The sequence below is a fragment of the Natronorubrum amylolyticum genome (assembly GCF_052040145.1).
In the GTDB taxonomy this organism is placed as follows: Archaea; Halobacteriota; Halobacteria; order Halobacteriales; family Natrialbaceae; genus Natronorubrum.
This window is the reverse complement of sequence record NZ_JBPPFW010000003.1, coordinates 307,617-328,900: the sequence shown is the minus strand read 5'-3', so window position 1 is coordinate 328,900 and position 21,284 is coordinate 307,617. Positions and strand designations below refer to the sequence as shown.

Genomic DNA, 21,284 nt, shown 5'->3' with positions numbered 1-21,284 from the left:
CCCATCAGGGTGTTTGAGGTACGTGTGTATTAGATGGGATTCTCGGTTCAAAAGGTCGTTGCAGTGCTCAAATTACTATGTCGTCGTTCTTTTGGTATTGGACCCATACGTCTGAGGAAGTGTAGATCAACCTGCTAAAGGAGCAGATGTCCCGGCTGGAAATAGATTGAGGTAGACGGCGAGAAAAAGTGGTTGTACGCGGCGATCAATGCAGAAACAAGGCTCCTGCTAAAAATTGGTGTGTTCAGTCTTGAAGAACCGATCTCGCGGCGGCATTTTGAACTGACTCACCGAGAAACACGATCATGGCGAGAAAGAGTTCTCGTTGTTGCTGGTGGCTATCTAACCGCGTTGTTCGTCGAAAATTGAGTGGTTATTCAACTCCAGCGGCCGAAACCAGCCGAAAATCTAGCGCAAGAATTGATATATATAAAATACAGAAAATACACTAATGAATGCGAAAATGAATAACACAAGGAAAGAGTAACTAGAGAGAAAATCACCTCGCAAAAATAACAACATCAGCCCTGGTAGAAACGGGTAAAACAACTCATATGTGTCCACTCGATTATCTTTGAATTGATTATTATTCTGTACAGCTCTCTTGTATCGCATATCAGTCCTTCCAATAATGAAGCCAAACACTATAGCACCTAATATTACCCCCAGAATATGGAAATTCAAGAACAACTCCGATATAAATGGGTTTGCAACGTTGAAATTATGAACCTCGTGTTGTGTGTCCAACCATTGATATATCATCGCTCCGGACCCTATAGGCTTATCTCCCCAGAGTGAGCGTGGTATGAAAAAGAGGATCCCTCCTAAGAATTGCCTTCCATATACAACACTATTTGTATTCACAAAATCAATAGTGTGGACAAAATTTTCATAAGCATCAAAAGTGCCAGTGGTCAAATATTCTCCCATCGGCCGGTATTCTCCTATATCAAATGTAGATGCATGTCTCAACCAATTAAATATCTGTAGCCCGAATAAACCGACCAACAATACATAAAATGAAGGAAGACCATTTCGAATGGTTCGAACCATAACCAAGGCAAATATCCCATATAAAATAGCAAAAGCATAAAATCGTGCATTCGACATGGGGTTATTGATATATAGTGCCACTGGAAACATCACAACTAATAGTGGTAGCAATCTTCGATAAGAATTCTCTGTTAAAATCACATACGCAAACCCAAAAACAGCGCAAAATAGTACAATGGGCCTAATGAATCGTGTTAATAATATTGAAGGGGGTCCCGAACCAATTTGAGCTGCTACTGCAGCGCTTCTTGTCCCCCGTGTTAAAAATGCGTCGAAGCCAAGTAATAACAAGAGTAGTATAGATATGAACAACCCCGCAGATAGTACAAAAGCCAATGGCTTTGCGTCTATATGCACATGAGCGCGGAGATCACTCCTGTCAATTGAATTTTCCTGGGCCTTTCCAATAGAATAGCCGTACGTGTATATTAAACACCATCCCATAATCATAACATTAGCAAAAATCATGTGTGGTTCTGAGAGGGGGTATCTAAAAGTCCCAGATATATATTGTGTAAATGGACTAACACCAAAGAATATAAGAATAAAAAACCAATGAATTAGGTTGATAGAAATTACATTATTAACCACATCTACATAAACCATAAAAGAGGAATAGGATATTATAATCAAGAACATAAATATCAGGATAGTGTTGTATTCTTGTCCGGCATCAGAATAGTGGTTTACAATTGAAAGAATAAGTATTATTATTGGGGCAGCCACAGCAACTAAAAAAAGTTTGCTGATTGGAATAGATACGTATCTGGGGAACAGAGACCTCATTAATCAACTCTATATCTCGTGGCTTCATTAAAATTTTTATCAGACCCTACACATCTAGCTCATCTTAAAAATAATTATCTTTGTTATAATTGGTGGCATTATGAAAGACACTAATTAATCTACTGACTGACTTTTCCCATGTAAACTCTTTAGATCTTTTCTTCCCTTTCTGAATTAGGTCATTTCGCAAGTTCGGCTCAGTGAGGACTAATGACATTTTGTCACTTAATTCAGATACACTGTCTGGATCGAATAATAGTCCTGCTTCATCAACAATCTCTGGTATAGCTGTGGCATTGGATGCAATAACTGGTGTTTCTGAGGCCATAGCCTCTAGTAAAGTCATCCCAAACGTTTCTAGTCTAGATGGGAGAACAAAAAGAGATGCATTGTAATAGTATTGGGCCACAGAATTAAAATCCACTCTTCCAACGAAATCTATTTCCCCGACAAAATTATTTTCATCTAATATCGGTTCAATATTATTATAGTAATGCTCTCTCTTCTTTCCAACTATTACGAGATCATAATTATTTTTCAGTTCTTTGTCTAAACTAGTGTATGCTTCGACAAGTGTCTCTATATTCTTATGCTTCGAGGTATCTGATACGCATAGTATATATTTTCCCCTCCGAATATTTCGCGATTTGTCTTGGTTTGGTTTAAAGTCTTCTAGGTTGACTCCGTGGTATATAGTCTCCCGCTTCAATTCCCCGATCGACAATTTATCCCCAATATGGTCTTTAGCTGTGTTAGATGTAAATACAACCTTTGAAGCTTTTTTTGCTGATAGACAAGCTAGCTTTTCCATAATTTTAATTTTCAAAGATGTGATTGGGTCGGAAAACTCTACCTCTTCATGGTATATGTTGTAATTTTGGACTCCCAAAATAACGGGGCAAGTCGTCAAGAAAGTAGTTATTTCGGCTGGAGAATATAGAACATCTACATCCTCTTTTGCTATGATATATGGAAGAACTAATTGCTCATATAGGAATCTATGTGCGATATTTTTAACATCAACTTCGACCACTTGTAATTTGTCACACTCATAAGACACTATTTCATCTCTTTTATCACTCCTCACAAATAATATATATGTATGTCCGACTTCTTGCATACAGACCTGTGTACATACCTCATTAAGATAAGTAACTCCGCCCCCTATCTTTGCAGATAATCCATTTATTGCTATTTTCATTTCGGCACTCACTCTAATAGTGGGTAGTAAAGACTATTATAAGAATCTCACGCCGGCATCCTCTAGTTAGCGCAGTTTGAGAAGTGAGCAGGTCGTAGAGTTTGGTTGGAACTATGCTCGCAGACCTGCTCAGCGAGTGCTATGCGGCGGAATTTGATGAATCTTGGGAGCGTGAGCGGACGGCGAACACCCTGACGGGTGTCGCCATCCGTCTCCACGCGACCGGTTGTTCTCTCCGTGAGACACAAGCAATTATTCGCTTGATCGGCGTAGAACGATCTCATCAAGCAATCTGGTACTGGGTACATCGGCTGGCTGATAGCGTGTCAGACCCGCCGACGGCGCAGCCGTCGCGGGTCGCCATTGATGAAACCGCTATCAAGATCAACGGCAACTGGTCTTGGGTATACGCTGCAATAGATCTAGACTCACGCCTAATTCTTGATATCGCAGTGTTCGGACGGCAAGGCACCGATCCAGCCGCTGTGTTCCTGCACCGATTGACCGAGAAACACGATCTCTCCGACGTTGTGTTTCTCGTCGATGGCTACGGCTATCTGCTGCCCTCTCTCGATTAGGGTTAAGCGGTCAGATCGACTACGTCGAGAGAAACCTGATCGAAAAGTGGTTTCAGATTTTCAAGATGCGGGTTGACCGCTTCCATAATTCGTGGGGGGCAGTCGGGCGAGCGTCAGAGAATGGCTTGAGCAGTTTGTACACTACTATAACACACAACGACCGCACTAATCACTCAACGGACAGATGCAAGCCGAGGTGCTAAACTAGACAGTGCCCTCACGCCCCATAGGTAAGTTTATCCGCATGAGTCGAAAGACATGCGTAAAGAGAAATAGACTAAAGGCATGCAGATCGAATTATTGGACGACATCATTTAGGTCGGGATAAGAGCCAGATAATAATCCACTATGAGAATAGATTAGAATGAAAGAAAAATCAGTTTCCTTTATCGGTGACATTGCTTATTCATCCAGAGTCTCACCAACTATTGAACAATCTAAACTCCCTTTCAAAAACTCGACGGTAATAGCTAATCTTGAAGGAGATATAGTTGAATGGGATGGTCCACTTCATACCAAAAACATTCTTTTTAATCACAAATCGTGTCTAGATTTTCTTCTTGATATGGGTGTTGATTTGGTGAATTTGGCAAATAATCATCTGTTAGACGTTCATCCCACAGTAAAGGAAACAACATACCACTTGAAAGGGAGTGGTATTTCCTCGATAGGAGCTGGTGATAATATTGGCTCGGCAGCCCAAGTTCAAACATTCTGTCAGGGGTCATATGAATACACTGTTTTAGCATTCGGATGGAATGTTATAGGTTCATCCCCAGCAACCATAAAGTCTCCAGGTGTTAACCCTCTTAATCCCACGTATGTTCTAAATATGATCGAATATGCTAAAGAGAAATATATGGGTAATGAATTAATAGTATTATTCCACTGGAACTACAATCTAGAGCGTCATCCACAACCGATGCATCGAAAGTTAGCTTTCCAGGCAGCTGATCGTGGTGCAGATATCATCGTTGGTCATCACCCTCATATTGTGTCTGGAATAGAAATCCACAAGTCTACTCCGATCATTTATAGCCTGGGGAACTGGTTCATCCCACATGGTGTTTTCTTCGGAGGAGAACTGTCCTATCCAGAAATATCGACACTTCAGCTTGCAGTGGAATGGTCTCCGTCTGTGGGATTACTTTGCCACTGGTATCGCTATCATTCTGAGGATCATTCAGTGACCTATATTGAGAGTGATCGCTTATCTGAATCCAAACGTGTGAAAGAACTCACTCCATATCAAGGAATGTCTCATGATGAATATACGAAGTGGTTCCGAAAAAACCGTCGAGTAAAGTCACTTGTTCCTGTCTACGTTGAACCAGACCAGGAGAGAATAAACAAAATGAAAGATATGTACTGTAAATATCGGCAATTTGCTGTCGATAAATACTCTAGTATCCGCAAGTAACAGGAGTAGCCTATGGATTATAGTCTTGAATGAGGAGTTGCTTTTTGCCAGAATTCGTGAGTTCAACACGGTCAACGAATTCGATATCCACGCCGAACTCCTCTCCTAGCCTTCCTTTGAACGCATTGATGATCCCACCCGTGTCTATCGAGTCTGGATCATCTCGAGGTTCGATTCGAACTACAATCTCACCGGGAGCCTGTTGATAGAACTGGATGGAACTTACACTGTCAAGGGTCGACCCGTGCATCGCATAATAGATGAGATGGATCGCAACTTCGTGAGATTCGTCGACGTAGATACTCCGTTCCTTTTCCTCTCGACCTTGAATTGATTGCAACACTCGATATTGGCGTCTGCAAGAACAGGCCCCGATCTGTCCTTTGGTCGCGTAGTCCCCCGTTTTATACCGGATAAATGGCATCGCTCTGTTCAAAAACCCTGTCGCAACAATTTCTCCCGTTTCCCCTACAGCTACTTCGTTTCCGTCCTCATCGAGTATCTCGGTGACTCCATATTGGGGATAGAGATGGTACTTGTTCGATTGCTCGCACTCTGCTGCAAGAGCGACCTTTTCGGATTGTCCGTAGTGCGAAAACAGTCGAGTATTAAGGGCTTCCTCTATGATCTCCCGTTGGGTCTGATAGACGTTCTCTGAAGCCGCGAGCACTCCCTCGATATCCGGGAACTCTCTCGGGCTTTCTTCCACGAGATTTGCTAATTTCGTGATCGCCGATGGGTATCCGTGAATGTAATCTGGACCGATCGCGTTTATCTTTCGAACGTATTTGTCGATATTATCGATAGTCAAATGATACGGAGAGAACTCGTACGTGTTATAGATCGGATTGTATTTCCAGTATTTTCCTTCTTCTGTATCACCATAACTGATCGCTTTGAATGTGATGAGCTGATCGCCCGGCGAATACCCCACTCGCTTCCAGCCATGCATGATAAACGCCCATTCCTTACCGTATGCTGAATCAGCGAGGGTAAAAGCGAAGGGCTCGCCGGATGTTCCTCCTGTCGTTATTTTATGTGCCTGTTTCGAAGGGGAGCTAGTTGACTCGAATTCTTCCTTCCTGTTCCGTATCTCTTCCTTCTCCACGATGGGGAACACCTTGAGATTCCGAAATGGATCCTCGTGTGGGAGCGACTGATCTTGATAATAGGGAACGGTTTCGGTAGCGAACTGCAAGAGCTGATCGAGTTGCTCCCGCTGATAGTCTTCTAACTGCTCCCGTGACCACTTCTCCGATCGCTCCAAAAACGAGTACGTCTCGGAGAAATCACTCCCGCCGAGACGGTATTTGATCGGGACGAATTCGATCGGTTTCCGAACCGATTCCGGAGTTCGTCGATACCACTTCCGTATTGTGTTAAGTACCATGGAATCACCTACTTCAGTTCGCTCTCATCGGACTTTCAGTCAGGTCTGATGGACGCTTCTTCCTTCAACGACTCACGGATCGCGAACGTCGTCAACGATGTTTCTACGAGAGAGCCGATATAGATCGGGGACTGATCTCCGTTCTGAATCGCGTCGACAAACGCTCGAAACTCGTTCTCGAACCCTTTCGATTGATCGAGACCCAGCCGTCCGGTTTTGAAGTCGTCGATGCGGTACGTATTCTCGCCACTGTGTACCTCGAGATATTCCTTTCCGTCCGAACCGTCTCCGAGCACCGTATACGTGATTGTCCCAGTCGAGCCGTCGTTGAAATCGATTACGACCTGTACATTCTGTCTGGTGGGTGATTCCGCTGGAACGGCAGGACCATTCGCATAGACGGATTCGGGCGAATCATTGACGAAAAACTGTAGCAAGTCCACGAAGTGACATACCTCACCGATAATTCGCCCACCTCCTTCCTCAGGATCGAGTGTCCAGTGGTCGAGCGGTACGGATCCGGCGTTCACTCGATAATTAGCCATCAGCGGAGCGTTGGGATTTAGTGCGCTAGCGATATCCTGCGCTGGTTCGGAAAACCGCCGATTGTATCCGACCATCAAACGTCCATCCGACGCCTGCTCTGCGTCAACCACGCTTTGAAGCTCCTCACGATTGAGTGCAGGTGGTTTCTCGACGTGGACGTTCTTCCCAGCATCTAGTGCCTTGGCCGCGATCTCCGCGTGGAGATCATGCCGGGTAGCGATGACGACGAGATCGATATCCGGATCCTCGATGATCACGTCGTAATTCGTCGTGATGTAGTTGGCTTCGTACTTCTTTCCCACCGCCTTAGCACTCCCACCGGTCGCTGTTGCGACCGCAGTAATATCGATGTCGTCAACGCTCGAAATCGCTGGAAGTAGGGTACTCGTCGCGAAATTGCCGGCACCGATCATTCCAACCGAGACCTCGCCCGGTACGGACCGCTTGGAGACCGACTTGAGCGTAAGACCGGTGCTTCGCTGCTCGGTTTCGCTATCGTATTCGAGAACGACTCCCGTGTAATCACCGCCCTCTAGAATGAGATCGTACGCATCCAACGCTTCGTCGAACGAATACGAGTGTGACACGAACTCGTCGAGGTTGATACTCCCGTCACCAACGAGTCGAAGGAATTCCGCCATGTTCCGGTTTTCCGTCCAGCGAACGTATCCGATCGGATAGTCAAGCCCCTTCTCCTCGTAGGTTCGATCGTACCTGCCAGGGCCGTACGATCTCGACAGTCGGAAATCCAGTTCCTTTTCGTAGTACGCTGCTCGTGGAATGTCCATCCCGACGTCGCCGACGACTGATACCCGCCCCTGTTCCCGAGTAATCTCTCCGGCCATCTCGACCGGTTCATCGGAATCCGTCGCCGCAGCGATAACAACACCGTCTACGCCACCGCCCTCGCCGAACGATTCAGCGATGTGCTCGACGTTGTCTTGTCCGATAACAGCTCCAGCTTCGAGTTCATCGGCAGCTGACATCTTTGACTCGTCAATGTCGATTCCGAGTACGGGATGGCCGTACGCCGACAAGAGCTTCGACGTGAGCCGTCCGACCAGACCGAGGCCAATCACTGCAAACCGTTCACCGGGCGTTGGATCGAGACGTCGAACTCCCTGCAACGCGATTGCACCGACGGTAGTAAAGGACGCATCGCGGAGGGAAACGCCATCGGGAACCGAGACACAGAGATTCTCCGGAACGTGGTTGATCTCCGAGTGAGTCGCATATTCGGCACCGCCACAAGCCACGGAATCACCGACGGAAAAGTTAGAAACATCCTCTCCGACCTCGATTACTCTCCCCGAGCAGCTGTAGCCGAGCGGAAGAGGCTTGTCTAAGCGGGACTTCACCGAGTGATACGTGGAATGGAGGCCATCATTGCGCGCCTTGTTGACGACCTCTTTGACGAGATCCGGTCGTTCCTTTGCTTTCCCGAGGAGCGTCTTGTTCGCCAGTTCCATCATTGCGCGTTCCGTCCCGGCACTGACTAACGAATACCGGGTGTCAACGAGAACGCCGTTTGACGAGAGACGAGGCTCCGGAACCTCGGCGAGTTCCAATTCCCCGCTACTGAAATTCTGCTGAAGTTGTCGCATTACTGTTCTCCTTCTACCTGCTGTTGTTTTTGTTTTATCATCCGTCTATAGACTCTGATCAGCGAATTTCTCAGTTGATTGAGTGAGATGAACCCCGACTGGCTCCGAATGAGATTGCTGCAGTACGATCACGTCTCGAGCGGAGTCGATCCCATATTCAGGATAGTACGGTGCCGTCTCCACGGAGAGCTGTTCGTGCCCGAACGGCACTGCCGAAACTACAGTCTCGCCCGTTGAATCCGTAACCTCGACTCGTTCGTCTGCCACTCGCGCATCAAACTTCGGATGTACGTGCAACCGACTCATTACTGGTGAGTCGCTATTACCAACTTGATCGACCACTGTCCAAACGCCCGACTCGTGCTTGATCTTTCGATTGTGCTTGTACCTTGGACGGCCAATCCCACTCACCGAGTATGTGAATTCGAGTGTCTCTGCCGATTTGTCGAACGATACCGACGGATTGAGACGTCCCAAGAGCCAGAACGAAGAGGCCATTCGAACGGGTTCTGCTTCACCGACCTGTACGGTGTTATGACTCCGGATACTTCGAGCACGCTGACGACGATCTCCCGCTGCGTATTCGTAAACGCCTGTATCGGTAAACACTCGCTGCCCATCGATCCAGAGACAAATCTGTCCGGGATGAGCGTGAGCGTGAGCGGGGATATGCGGAACTGCGATCTCGTGTGCCGCTACGAGCATTCTATCGTCCCCATCACCGAGCCAGTAGAACCCGGAGCCGTCCATTCGATTTGTCTGTGGTGCAGTCAAGGAATCGATCACTCCAACCTCCTGGGCGTACGCGAGACAGTCGTCCAGAGCGAGCGCCTCACCGAACACGGAGTCGTTTAGCAGTGGAATTCGACCGTCCGGTGGCCGTAACCGTTGCAGAAAGCGTGCACTTTCGGTAGCACAGCTAGATATCACATCCGACGACTCACCTACCATCCCCAAGAGCGATACCGCGCTCAGATACCGCTGACAGACGATTGCGTGATACATCGGCGACCGCTCGAAATGGCCGCCGTCGTCGAAGAACTGATTCGAGGCCGCTCGTTCGAACAGTCGCTGTCCCTGCTGACGCCATTGACGCTCGTCTAGATAGACACCTGCAATCACTAGGGCGACCGCGTTCTCGATCAGGTGGTTTCCGCCGACACCGTACTCGACGTTGTCAGAGAGGAACGCCGCGTTTTTGTACACGAATTTCCGAATCTCTCGAGAGAATTCCGGCGACAACTCCTCACCAAAAACCGCTTCGTACCGACTCCAGTTACAGATCCGCAGACAGACCGAGTGCGGCATCCACTCTCGTCGGAGATAGCCCGGTTCTGCCGCGATTGGATGGCCGTCAATCCACTCGTCGAGCCACTGTTGGTGAACCCGTTGCTGTTCGTCGGGGAGCGACTCCGGCTCCGAATAGCCGAGCCATACCCATTTCAGGTGTTCGAATCCCCAGCACTTCAGCTTCCAGTGGAGAGACTGGTCCGCGAGCCTCTCGGGAGATAACGAAACACGCTCACCATCAGGAAATTCCACGGACTCGTTGAGGAACGTCAGGGTTCCGTCGGCAGCTTCGGTTGCCTTCTCGCGGTACGTTTCGCTTCGGGACACCGTACTCCGTTGGAGCTGTGCCGTGTTCTCCCGGACAGGTTCAACGATTGCAGTTGGGTCCTCGGGAACGCGATGTTCGTATCGCTGGTTGATATCCACGGGAAGCCGGGGGAGCAACTTCGCCTTGAGCGACCGCTTGAAAATCCCGGCAAGCTGTTCGGGACGCTTGTTGATCGCAGTTCCGAAGAGCGTCAAATAATCAGTCATGTGACCTTACACCTGATACACGTCGAAACCGGCAGCCTCCCATCGTTCCATGTCCAACATTGCTCGTGTATCGACGATCACATTCCCCTTCATTCGGTTCGCGAACGACTCCGGATCGAGCGCCCCGTATTCCGGATGATCCGTTATGACTACGGCAGCATCACTCTCCTCGAGGCTCTCTTCCAGAGGCAGCAATTCAACGTCCTGAACCTCTTCTTTCACGTACGGATCTGTAAGCCGAATCTCATCGACTTCTGCCTCCGCAAGACGATCTATTAATGAGAAGGCTGGACTTTCTCTCGTATCCGCAACACCACCCTTGTATGCAACTCCGAGTATCGTCACCGTCGAACCCGCTACGTCCCCGAGCGCGGCCGAGAGTAGTTGTCTGACGAAAGCAACCATCTCGTTGTTGACTGTCCGAGCAGTCTCGATCAGCATCGGGATATCGTTTCCGTGGTTCAAAAACAGCGGATCGATCGGGATACAGTGCCCTCCCACGCCCGGACCCGGTCGCAGGATCTCCACGCGCGGATGCTCGTTTGCGAGTGCGATCGAGTCTCGAGAATCGATACCGAACTCCTGAGATAACTTTGCAATCTCGTTCGCGAACGCGATGTTCACGTCCCGGTAGGCGTTCTGAATGAGTTTGACGAATTCTGCGGTAGTGGCGTCCGTCGTCCTGATATCTCCCGAAACGAACGAGTCGTACAACGCGACGATCTCGTCCGTAGGCTGACCGCCAACCGTCCCGACGAGTCTGTCGTTCTCCCGAAGCTCTCGCAACGTGTTTCCGGGTAGTACCGTCTCCGGACTGTAGCCGAGTACGATATCCTCGGTCGCAGAGAGATCCGCTCGCTCAATTATCTCCCGAAGCCTCGTAGCCGTCGTCCCTGGTGGAACCGTCGACGAAAGGAGAACCGTATCACCCGGACGTAGTAGTTCTGCGACGGCTTCCCCGGCAGCCTCTACGTACGAGAGGTCCGTTCGATCGAGATCAGTATCGTACGGGGTTGGGACGCAGATTATGTGAAACTCCGCCGATAGTGGATCCTCGACGATCAGTAGATCATCGTCGAGAGCCCGACTCACGAACCGCTCGAGGTCAGGTTCTTCGAACGTAAAATCCCTGTTCTCGAGGTTGTGACGGTGCTGTGGATCCGCGTCGAATCCGTACACTTCGTAACCGGAGTTCGCGAGGATGGCCGCTGTCGGGAGTCCGACGTATCCGAGTCCGTGTACACAAATGCGTGGTTTGTCGTCTGTCATTCGTATCCGAGAGTGTCGAGTATTCGTTCTCCTGCCGTTCCGTCGCCGAAGGGGTTCTCCCAATCTGATTCCATCGAAAGCATTTCTCGAGTCCCATCCGCGATCCCTGCTGCCTCTACGCCGACTATTTTATTCGCGCCAACTTCCACAGTCTCCGGTCGTTCGGTATTGTCTCGTAAAGTCACACAGGGAGTTTGCAAAATACAGCTCTCCTCTTGTACACCCCCCGAATCGGTGAAGACGATCGTAGCATCGTCTTCCAAAACGAGGAAGTCGAGGAATTCCTGTGGTTCTACGAGCTGGATGGATTCGGGCACGTCGATTTCGAACTCCTCGATCTGCTTTTTCGCTCGAGGATGAATCGGGTACACGACTGGAAGGTCGTACTCCTCGGCGGCCGTCGCTACCCCATCGAGTAGAGAGACGAACCGCTCTCTGTCGTCGACGTTTTCTGCACGGTGGGCTGTCAACAGTGCGAATCGATCTTCTACGCCCAGCCGTGAGCGAACGTCACTTCGTTCGTGAGCGATTTCGACGTTCTGCATTACGGCATCGACGATCGTATTTCCGGTGACCGTGATCCACTCTTCTGGAAGTCCCTCTTCGAGTAACTGATCCTGCGATGTCTCGGTCGGGGGAAACAGATAATCGGCAGCGTGATCCGCGAGTCGACGATTAACTTCCTCCGGCATGTCTCGGTCGAAGCTTCTGAGTCCTGCCTCAACGTGCCCAACGTCGATTCCGTCCATTTTGGTCGCCGCAATCGTCCCGGCGAGCACCGAATTGGTGTCACCCTGAACGAGTACGACTTCAGGCCGTTCTTCCTCCAGTACGGATTCGATCTCGACAATCATCTTCCCGGTTTGCTCTCCGTGGTCACCCGACCCCACCGCCAGATTATATTCCGGTATCGGGAGCTCGAGTTGGTCGAAGAATACCGAATCGAGTTCATCGGAGTAGTGTTGACCGGTGTGGATGATCGAGAACGATACATTCCGTCGTTGACAGGCACGAATAACCGGAGAGAGTTTGATTATCTCCGGTCTCGTTCCTAGTACGAAACATAGGGTAGAAGACATCGTCTTGATCTTTCGTCAGGTGTGTGAATCCTGCGATTGGACTTAAAAACTCGTATTCGCTACGAACGACCCGAATCACTAGTGATGGTCGTTAAATACTCGTCGGAGATCGTTTCCCAGTTGAAATGCTCGACGACGTACTCCCGACCAGAGACGGCGAGTTCCCGTCGTTCGTCTGGGTTGCTCTGGAGCCGCCTAGCTGCTGTAGCCAGCTCATCGCTGTCACCTGGTTCCATAACGATTCCGGCCTCTGCTTCCGTGAGGATTCGTTCGGCCTCCCCGTGAACCCCCAAGATGACCGGAAGTTCCGCCGCCATCGACTCGAGTAGTTTCGACGGAATCACTGTCTCGAAGACCTGACGTGGCTTCAGGTGGACGAGTGCAACGTCAGACTCTCGGAGAATATCTGGAACTTCCTCTTTCGGTCGACGTCCAGTAAAGACCACGTTATCGAGATCGGTCGCTCGGGCTTCGAGTTCCTCGCGTTCAGCCCCGTCGCCAACCAGCACGAACTGGATGTCATCTAACTTTGGAGCGGCCTCGAGGACAACGGCCAGCCCGTGTGCCCGCCCAATCGTCCCGACGTACGAGATCGTGAACTCGTCGTCGAACTCGTCCAGAACTGGAGAACCGCCGTCTTCGCGTTGATAGAACTCGAGGTCGATCCCATTGGGATGAAACGCGATTTTCGATCGATCGACACCACAGTCGACGATCGGGTCGATGAACGCCTGCGAAACGACGACGAGGTGATCAGACCGCCGGTACAGAAACGTCACCGTTCGGTTCAAAACCCAGATCACGAGCTGATTATCGAAGTCGCTAACCGCCAGAATCGACTCGGGCCACAGGTCGCGGACTTCGAATACGAACGTCGCGCGACGAACTCGAGCGATCACCCAGGCGGAAACCCCAGTGAGCGGCTGTGGTGACGTCGCGACGACGGCTGTCGGGGTCGTATATCGAATTCCAACGATCATCGAAATCAGCATGAACCAGACGAACTTCAGACTGCGTCGGATCAAATTTCCGCTGGGCGAAGTGATCGTTTTCGTGTACATGACGTCGACGCCATCCCGTTGCTCGCGTCGCAGCCATTGGTTATCGTAACCGTCGTAAATTTCACCTTCCGGGTAATCGGGTGCAGATGTGAGAACGGTCACAGAGGCGTCGTCAGACCACCGTTTAGATAACTCATCCCATCTCGTCTGAGAGGCCCCTGTTTCCGGTGGGAAGTACTGTGTTACGACGAGAATCGAATCAGTATCGTCCGTCATTTGGTATCCACGTACGCGTAGGGATCAGGTATACAGTTAATTATCTGGTGTTTGAATTCGGCTAGGAAAGTTGGCTGTACTACCGTAGGAGTCGTTCTAGTACGAGCGATTCACTCCCTCAACAGCGACCGATATCTAAGTTTCACTAGTGATCGATGATTCGTCCGCTTTTCATTATCGCCACACAATCTCCCGCACATCCTCGAGCACCCCACAAACCTGCCGCACAACAATTTTCAGATCGAACCACGGCGACTGCTTCCGAATGTACTCTAAATCATACCGCAACTTCGCCTCGGGATCCGTACTCTTCGCACCGTTAATCTGCGCCAACCCGGTCAATCCGGGCTTCACAAACCATCGTTTCCGCCACGCCGGCGCGTCCTCCTCGAGCAACACCTCCTCTTCCGTCCACGCCGCGCGCGGGCCGACGACGCTCATGTCGCCGACGAAGATCGACCACAGCTGGGGCAGCTCGTCGAGGTGCGTCCGCCGAAGTACCCGCCCGACGCGAGTAATCCGATCGTTCTCCCCGTCCGAAGACGGCACCGCGGATTCGCCCTCGGGGACCATCGTCCGGAACTTGTAGACGGGGAAGGTATCGCCGAAGCCGGCCGTGCGATCTTGGCTGTACAGCGCGGGGCCGGGACTGTCGAGTTTGATCGCGAGCGCAATCAACACAAACACCGGCGCGAACACCACCAGCCCCACGACTCCGAACGTGACGTCGAACAGCCGCTTGAACAGGTGATCGAGCGGATCCCAGGGCTCGACGTCCACGTCGACGATCCCCTCCAGGTCGTCTTCGGCGACGAGCACGCTGTCGGCGTACTCCCGGTGGATCTTCGCGTCGATCCCGTGTCGGTGACAGACGTCGAGCGCGCCGAAGAACTCCGCCCGGTCGGGCTCGCGAAACGCCAGCACGACCGTGTCGACGTCGTACTGGAGCAGGACGGTCTCGAGGCGGGACAGTCCCCCCAACCGATCGAGCGCACTGGCGTCGCCCTCGCCGCCGCTTGCCGCCACGCCAGCGCCGGACGTGATCCCGCCGTCGGCGACGGTCCGGACGGAGACCGAGTCACCACTAGCGCCGAGCACGGACGGATACAGATACCCGAGCACCGGCACGTCGATCGCCGGGGTGATCCGCTCCATCTGCTCGAGATCGTCGCCGACCACGAGCGTCCGCCCCGGATCGTCGGCCGGGCTGCGGTGGATCCAGACGAACCACGCGGGGATCGCGACGATAAGCGCCCCGATAGTCATGACGAGCGTCGCCCGCGGCAATCGGTGCGACCACTTGAAGTAGCCGAGCGTCGCGAGCGCGAGCCCGCCCACGATCACGCGCCGCTGGGCGAAAAACACCGTATCCAGCACCCGCCGCGGCTGGGGTTTGTACAGCGGGACGAGACTGCCCCCGATCGCCAACACGCTCAGGAGGACCGCCCAGTAGAGCGACTCACCAGATAGAGTGGTCACCTCGAGCCGGTTGAACAGCGGCACGTGCGAGGTAAACAGCGCCTGAGAGAGCTGGTGGTTCGCGATGAGCACCGCGCCGACGGTCAGCAGTATGACACCCACGACGCTCACCGTGCGATACTTCCATCCCGTGAACATTCATTACCTGACACGACCGGGGGTTACATAGTGCATTTCATGTTTTATCGTGTACATTTGTTCTCGGAACGTTAGCTGTACGGACGACAACAGAGTCATACCAACCACTACATACCAATCGCTGACACGGATTCGCGCTCGAGGGTCCAGGAAAACCCCACTACTCCGTCGAGAAACGCGACCGCCGCGCTGTCAGCCGGTGCCCCGAAAGCAGCCACAGCAATCGATCCAACCAGCCACCAACCGGTTCGTCTCGGTGCCCAAGCAGAACGCGGCAAAATCGAGCACGGAGACCGAACGCTCACTGCACCTGCACCGTCTCTCCGTTCTCGACCGCCTCCTCGCTGACCTCGACCGTCCCGTCGCCCACCGCGTACTCGCCCGCGTAGGGAACCGTCACCTCGAGCGAGCCGTCTCCGCCCGCGGTCACCTCGCGCTCGTAGGAGATCGTCTCGCCCGACACCTCGACCTCGGTCGCGACGACCACCGTCTCGCCGGGCGGCGCGGTCGACGTGATCGTCGCCCCGGGAACGACGGCGAAGGCCGTCGCATCCTCACCCACGTAGATCGTCTGGTAGTGCGCGAGCGGCTCGGTTTCCTCCCCACCCGTCCCGAGGTCGTCGTGGAGTTGCGTCTGCGAAGTCGTCTCCGCGAACTCGCCGTCCAGGTCGGTCGTCACGACGTAGCCGACGTCGCGCTCCGCGAACTCCTCGTACCAGCCGTCCGGATCGTCGCTGAACACGAACGGCTCGAAGTTGGCCTCCGCGTACGCGTAGCTCTCCGACTCCCCGTTGACGAAGTAGTTGTACAGCCGGTTGTCCCCCCACTCGCTGAAGACGAAGGTTTCCGGATACTCCCGGTCCGCCTCCGTGGCATGGTCGTCGATCACCGCCGTGGCCTCGAACTGCGCGTCGCTGTGGGTCGTCTCCGCGAGCATCGACGGGATGAAGAAGAGACTCATCCCGCACACCAACAGCACGATCCACACCAGCGTGACGAGCGTCTTGGCGTCCCCCGGAACGACGAGACTCGGCCGGCGTTCGCCGCCGTCCGCAACCGTGCCTCGAGCCGCTTCCGATCCGGTCTCGACATCGCCGTCCCCGCGCTCTCGGAACGGCACCGGATCCCGGGCGACGTGGGTCCAGGACAGCAGCCAAACGAGCCCCATCCCCCCGAGCACCGAGATGGGGATCGCCAACTGCGCCGCGAAGCGCCCCTGAATCGCTGCCAGCGCGAGCCAGCAGACCGCATAGACCGCGAGCAACAACCAGCCGGGTTCGTAGCGGCGGACGGCGACCCAGCAGGCCCAGCCCAAAACGATGATCCCGAGGTAGAAGCCGAGGCCGAACTGCGTCAGCGGCCCGAGGACGACCGCGTTCTCGACGGCGAGAAGCGACGCCGTCTCCTGGGCCCCCTCCCTGAAGAACAGATCGTCGGCGCGCTCGGCCATCCGGGTCCACTCCTCGGGTCGCACGCGACGGAACGCGAAGAGACCGGCGCCGGCCAGGAGCACCTGTACGCCGACGAGTACCCCGGTGTGCCACTCGAGACGACGCCACAGCTCACCCAGACAGGCGACGGCCACGATCCCGGCGATGACGAGCAGGGGAACGACCGCGGTGAACCGATCGTGCCAGCCCAGCCGGAAGTGAAGCACGGCGCCGAGCGCCGCGCCGAGGGCCAACCCGCACAGAATTGGCGCGGTCGACGCCGCGGGCGAGAGCCCGGCACGGGCGTCGATGGCGACCTTCAGCCCGACGTACGCCGTGAGGGGCACGAGCATCACGATCGAGCCGCCCCAGGCGAACATCGACAGCGTGACCGCGATCCCCAACACGACGGTGGCGAGCCACGTCCACGGGCTCCGCAGGTGCCCGACTACCGCCGCCCGCGGCGTCGACTCGAGCGCCCGCCGCCGGAGGTCGACGGCCAGCCAGGCCAGCGTCAGCAGCGTCACGCCGAGATAGAGATACTGGTGAACCCGGTGCTCGAGGAAGCCGATCTGCGTGTAGACGGCGTGGGCCGGCGTGAGCGCGAGGAGGATAACCGACGCGAGTCCGATGCGGACGTCGTCGCTGACGACGACGGCGAGCCAGTAGACGACGATACCCAGAAGCACCGTTCCGACGACGGGGAGCCACGCGGCGACCATATCCGCGGCCCACTGATCGCCGCCGAGCAACTCGGCGAAAAACCAGTGCGTCGAGTGCGTCAGCGGACGTCGTTCGGCCGCGCCCTCGGGAAGGCTCGTGATCACGCTCGTATCGGTGATCCCCGACGACTCCGCGAGCAGCGCCTCCGTCCAGTAGCGATAATAGTACGGATCGTTCGCCGGCGAGACCACCTCGTCGCCGCGAAACACCGATCCGTAAGTCCAGAGTCGCGACACGAGCAGCAATCCGAGCACCCCGACGAGCCCCACGGCGGCACGCGGGTCGAGCGCGATCGGACTCGAGATCCCCGACGCCGAACGCGACCGATCCACGGAAACGTCCCTGCCCTCGAGTCCCGCCCGCACGCCCTCGCGACTCGAGACCCGGTACTCGCCGTCGTCTTTCGTCACGATATCGCGCGAGACGAGTTCCCCGAACGTCCCCGAATCGAGCGGCAGCTCGTCGAAGGTCCAGCCGTCGTGGTCGGCGTCGACCGCGAGGACGGTCTCGAGCGCCTGGGCTCCGTCGTCGCGGTCCTCGCGGAAGGTAGCTGCCGCGTCGGCTACCGCGGCAGGATCCGGTTCGTCGGCCATTACGCCGATCACTCCATGTGTATCCTGATAAAGACTGGGCGCGTACTGCGCTCGGATCGAACGATAATCGAACGATACTGAACCCGTGTCTGGTCACCGCACCGAGCGTGCCTCATCGACAACGCTCGAGTATGCGGCTCGAACCCGCTCAGTCGGTCGTCGACTGCGACGCCTGTTCGGTCTCCGTCCCCGGATCGGCGAGCCGGCCGCTTTCGTCCCGGAGTCGCTCCTCGGCGCGGTCTCGATCCTCGGGGTAGCCGACGTCGACGCGCCAGCCGTCCAAGCGAATCGCGTCGATGGTGCGGCCGGACTGGATCAGCAGGTCGACCGCGTCGGAGAGCTCGTACTCCCCGCGGTCGGAGGGCTGGACCAGGTGACAGGCGTGGAAGATCGCCGGCGTGAACGTGTAGAACCCGGTCATCACGAGATTCGACGGCGGCTCCTCGGGCTTCTCGACGACCTCGACGATCTCGCCGTACTCGTTCGTATCGAGCACCCCGTACCGGGACGCCTCCTCGTAGGGCACCTGTTCGACCAGGAACGCCGCGTCGGCGCGGTCTTCCTGCTGTCGGTTTCTGACGTCCGCGAGGTTCCCTCGGAAGACGTTGTCCCCGAGCATGAGCATGAAGTCGTCGTCGATGAGCGATTCGACCTGCAAGATCGCGTGGGCGAGCCCGCGCTGTTCGCGCTGGTGGGCGTAGGTGATCGGCACCCCCTCGTACTCGTCGCCGTACCGATTGATGATCTTCTCTTTCAGGTAGCCGACGACCACGATCAGTTCGTCCGCGCCGGCCTCGAGCAGATTATCGAACACGTCCTCGATAATCGGCCGCCCGTCGACCTCGACGAGGGACTTCGGTTTATCCTCGGTCAGCGGTCGAAGTCGAGTCCCCTTTCCTGCCGACAAGACAACAGCTTGCATGTGCGACCCACAGTTGGAAGATCGATAAATAACTGTTCCCTGAACTCGCGGCCGGGCACGAAAGCCGCCGAGACGACCCGTCTGTGGGCCACTGGGGCTGGTGCTCGAGACGCCCGCACCTTCGTTAACGGAGACGGCGATCCCGTCTCGTCCGTCTCGCGTTCGCGGTCAGCGCCGACGCCGTACTCGGCGTTCCACCGCTCGAGTGATCACACAGCTCTAGGCACGTATCGACTAGTGGCTTCGGTGTACTAGTAGCCAGGAGGTACTAGCGGTTCGTATCGACTAGTGGTTGATCGAATTGACTAGTGGCTCGCGTCTACTAGTGGCGGATCGAAGCTCACCGAAAACAATCGTGGACGGTCCCACGGATCAACTGGAAGCCACGTCCCCACCTCACGTCTGTGCGGAGTCCGTCGCTGCCATCTCCTTCAGGAGTCGCAACTCTTCGTCCTCGGAGATGTTCTCGGCGGAGAGACACGCGTGGACGACCTTGTGTGCGAGTTCGGGATCGGACAGGGCCCCGGATTCCGACGCGGAATCGTCTTCGAGCCGCCGCTCCAGCGACTCGAGTCGCTGGGTGACCGCCTCGAGTTGCTCGGTGAGTTCGGTGACCGACTCGTCACCAGGAGCACTCGGAGTGCCAGCGTCCGACGGCACAGCGTCGTCCGACGACGCTCGAGCGAACGCGTGAGATTCGTCGCCGCTATCGCCCTGTGACTCCGGCCCCGGCCCACGACCGGCAGTGGGGTCCCCGCTGCCGTTGCTCTCGGCACCGGGTTGGGTCCGTTCGACGCCACTCGCGTCTGCAGGCTCGGCTCGGTCGACGGAACTCGCGTTTCCAGCCTCGGCTCGGTCGACGGAACTCCCGTCTACGGACTGGACTCGATCGGCGGAACGTCCATCCCCAGGCTGGGCTCGCTCGGCGCCACTCCCGTTCGTAGACGGGCGTCGATCCACCGGCGGTTCGTCGCTGGGAGCCACACGGTCGATGTCGCTCGTCGCGCTCGAGTCGGTCCCGGACGGCTCCTCGAGGTCGGTCCCCTCGTCGTCGATCCCCGGGCTGTCGACTGCCGTCCGCTCTGCGTTGGGGTCCGACTCGGGTTCCGGACCGTCCCGATCAGGCTCCTCGACGGCGTCGTCCTCGAACCAGTCGCCGCCGTCGAACAGCACCTCGACGAACGCGTGGCGGTCGGCCCAGTGGAACTCGTCGATCGCGTTCACGCGCTGACTGATCGTCGCGCTACTGACGCCGAGGGTCTCCGCGAGCGCCGCCTGCGTCGCCTCCGGTCGTCTGTAGATCTCCGCGAGCGTCTCGCGTTGTTTCTCCGTCACGTCGTCCGGTTCCAACGACAGTTCGAGGTCCGTATCGGATTGGCTATCGTGTTCGGTCATGGCTGACTCCGCGTCGTCTGATTCGGGTGGGTCGCCTGCTGTAGCCGACGAGTCGGACGTCCGGTCCGTCTGGCGCTCGTCGATCTCGGCGTCGCTACTCGAGTCGTCGCTGGCGTCCTCGAATTCGTCCGGATCGTCGGATTCGCCCGGATCGCCGTACTCCTCTAAGACCTGGTCGACGATGGCGACGGTGGCACCGCTGACGTCGTCCGCGATCGCCTCCATCGATGCCGTCGGCCGTGACTCCGCGACGTCGAGGATCTTCTTGTGAATGACCGCTCGTGGGACGTTCGTGCTCCGCTCACCTGTGTCCCCAGTTGATAGTGATGAATGACTCATGTGCAACCTCTCCGAAGCGACGGTTCAGGCCAACAGACCTCGACCCCGCCGATATAATTTTTTCAGCGAGACAACACATACACGGATCCGTACAGCTCTATTGGGGCGTTTCCGCGCGGTATGTCGGATGTTACTCGGAAGTGTCAGGTCATCTGAGTACCGGTCCTCGAGCGGATCTCGCTGGCGCCCTGTGCACCGATATCTGTTAGTAAACCGAGCGTAATCAGTCGCTGGGCGA

13 protein-coding genes and 1 pseudogene are annotated in these 21,284 nt (G+C 54.8%); 2 read left to right on the top strand and 12 right to left on the bottom strand.

Features of this window, described 5'->3' with window-relative positions:
* Positions 1 to 408 precede the first annotated feature (408 nt).
* The gene (locus ACSFDB_RS12965; protein ID WP_440771400.1) at positions 409 to 1,839 is read right to left on the bottom strand and encodes a hypothetical protein; all 1,431 of its coding nucleotides are present in this window, start codon (positions 1,837 to 1,839) and stop codon (positions 409 to 411) included.
* Positions 1,840 to 1,903: 64 nt separating this feature from the next.
* Positions 1,904 to 3,052: a glycosyltransferase family 4 protein gene (locus ACSFDB_RS12960; protein ID WP_440771399.1), complete on the bottom strand. Its 1,149-nt coding sequence runs from the start codon at positions 3,050 to 3,052 to the stop codon at positions 1,904 to 1,906.
* A 101-nt stretch (positions 3,053 to 3,153) separates the two neighbouring features.
* On the opposite strand from ACSFDB_RS12960, the pseudogene ACSFDB_RS12955 reads away from it, so the two are divergent.
* A pseudogene (locus ACSFDB_RS12955) lies at positions 3,154 to 3,787 on the top strand (IS6 family transposase).
* Between the two features lie 195 nt (positions 3,788 to 3,982).
* A complete protein-coding gene (locus ACSFDB_RS12950; protein ID WP_440771398.1) occupies positions 3,983 to 5,038 on the top strand; it encodes a CapA family protein in 1,056 nt (351 codons plus the stop codon).
* 10 nt (positions 5,039 to 5,048) lie between these two features.
* Here ACSFDB_RS12950 and ACSFDB_RS12945 read toward each other — a convergent pair whose 3' ends face one another.
* The 10 genes from ACSFDB_RS12945 to ACSFDB_RS12900 all read right to left on the bottom strand — a co-directional run bounded on the left by ACSFDB_RS12945 (position 5,049) and on the right by ACSFDB_RS12900 (position 21,046).
* Positions 5,049 to 6,428, bottom strand: a complete 1,380-nt coding sequence (locus ACSFDB_RS12945) for a phenylacetate--CoA ligase family protein (protein ID WP_440771397.1) — start codon at positions 6,426 to 6,428, stop codon at positions 5,049 to 5,051.
* Positions 6,429 to 6,463: 35 nt separating this feature from the next.
* Complete coding sequence (locus ACSFDB_RS12940; RefSeq protein WP_440771396.1) at positions 6,464 to 8,578, bottom strand: bi-domain-containing oxidoreductase; 2,115 nt, start codon at positions 8,576 to 8,578, stop codon at positions 6,464 to 6,466.
* A 45-nt stretch (positions 8,579 to 8,623) separates the two neighbouring features.
* Entirely contained in the window at positions 8,624 to 10,402 is a 1,779-nt protein-coding gene (locus ACSFDB_RS12935; protein WP_440771395.1) for a heparinase II/III domain-containing protein, read from the bottom strand.
* Between the two features lie 6 nt (positions 10,403 to 10,408).
* Positions 10,409 to 11,671: a nucleotide sugar dehydrogenase gene (locus ACSFDB_RS12930; RefSeq protein WP_440771394.1), complete on the bottom strand. Its 1,263-nt coding sequence runs from the start codon at positions 11,669 to 11,671 to the stop codon at positions 10,409 to 10,411.
* Positions 11,668 to 12,750, bottom strand: coding sequence for a non-hydrolyzing UDP-N-acetylglucosamine 2-epimerase (wecB, locus tag ACSFDB_RS12925; protein WP_440771393.1), 1,083 nt, complete (start codon positions 12,748 to 12,750; stop codon positions 11,668 to 11,670). The genes ACSFDB_RS12930 and wecB overlap by 4 nt, the downstream gene beginning before the upstream one ends.
* Before the next feature lie 59 nt (positions 12,751 to 12,809).
* Positions 12,810 to 14,027, bottom strand: coding sequence for a glycosyltransferase family 4 protein (locus tag ACSFDB_RS12920; protein WP_440771392.1), 1,218 nt, complete (start codon positions 14,025 to 14,027; stop codon positions 12,810 to 12,812).
* Between the two features lie 174 nt (positions 14,028 to 14,201).
* Positions 14,202 to 15,644 (bottom strand): sugar transferase, encoded by a 1,443-nt coding sequence (locus ACSFDB_RS12915; RefSeq protein ID WP_440771391.1) that lies wholly within the window; start codon positions 15,642 to 15,644, stop codon positions 14,202 to 14,204.
* A 301-nt stretch (positions 15,645 to 15,945) separates the two neighbouring features.
* Positions 15,946 to 18,390, bottom strand: a complete 2,445-nt coding sequence (locus tag ACSFDB_RS12910; protein ID WP_440771390.1) for an MFS transporter — start codon at positions 18,388 to 18,390, stop codon at positions 15,946 to 15,948.
* A 148-nt stretch (positions 18,391 to 18,538) separates the two neighbouring features.
* Complete coding sequence (gene aglF, locus ACSFDB_RS12905) at positions 18,539 to 19,312, bottom strand: UTP--glucose-1-phosphate uridylyltransferase AglF (protein ID WP_440771389.1); 774 nt, start codon at positions 19,310 to 19,312, stop codon at positions 18,539 to 18,541.
* Between the two features lie 396 nt (positions 19,313 to 19,708).
* Positions 19,709 to 21,046 carry a MarR family transcriptional regulator gene (locus tag ACSFDB_RS12900; protein WP_440771388.1) on the bottom strand — a complete coding sequence of 446 codons (1,338 nt, stop codon included), beginning with the start codon at positions 21,044 to 21,046 and terminating at the stop codon, positions 19,709 to 19,711.
* Between the last annotated feature and the right edge of the window lie 238 nt (positions 21,047 to 21,284).

Bases quoted from the DNA above. Each gene is read 5' to 3' on its own strand.
- ACSFDB_RS12965 (WP_440771400.1), bottom strand. From the start codon at position 1,839: ATGAGGTCTCTGTTCCCCAGATACGTATCTATTCCAATCAGCAAACTT.
- ACSFDB_RS12950 (WP_440771398.1), top strand. From the start codon at position 3,983: ATGAAAGAAAAATCAGTTTCCTTTATCGGTGACATTGCTTATTCATCC.
- ACSFDB_RS12945 (WP_440771397.1), bottom strand. From the start codon at position 6,428: ATGGTACTTAACACAATACGGAAGTGGTATCGACGAACTCCGGAATCG.
- ACSFDB_RS12940 (WP_440771396.1), bottom strand. From the start codon at position 8,578: ATGCGACAACTTCAGCAGAATTTCAGTAGCGGGGAATTGGAACTCGCC.
- ACSFDB_RS12935 (WP_440771395.1), bottom strand. From the start codon at position 10,402: ATGACTGATTATTTGACGCTCTTCGGAACTGCGATCAACAAGCGTCCC.
- ACSFDB_RS12930 (WP_440771394.1), bottom strand. From the start codon at position 11,671: ATGACAGACGACAAACCACGCATTTGTGTACACGGACTCGGATACGTC.
- wecB (WP_440771393.1), bottom strand. From the start codon at position 12,750: ATGTCTTCTACCCTATGTTTCGTACTAGGAACGAGACCGGAGATAATC.
- ACSFDB_RS12920 (WP_440771392.1), bottom strand. From the start codon at position 14,027: ATGACGGACGATACTGATTCGATTCTCGTCGTAACACAGTACTTCCCA.
- ACSFDB_RS12915 (WP_440771391.1), bottom strand. From the start codon at position 15,644: ATGTTCACGGGATGGAAGTATCGCACGGTGAGCGTCGTGGGTGTCATA.
- ACSFDB_RS12910 (WP_440771390.1), bottom strand. From the start codon at position 18,390: ATGGCCGACGAACCGGATCCTGCCGCGGTAGCCGACGCGGCAGCTACC.
- aglF (WP_440771389.1), bottom strand. From the start codon at position 19,312: ATGCAAGCTGTTGTCTTGTCGGCAGGAAAGGGGACTCGACTTCGACCG.
- ACSFDB_RS12900 (WP_440771388.1), bottom strand. From the start codon at position 21,046: ATGAGTCATTCATCACTATCAACTGGGGACACAGGTGAGCGGAGCACG.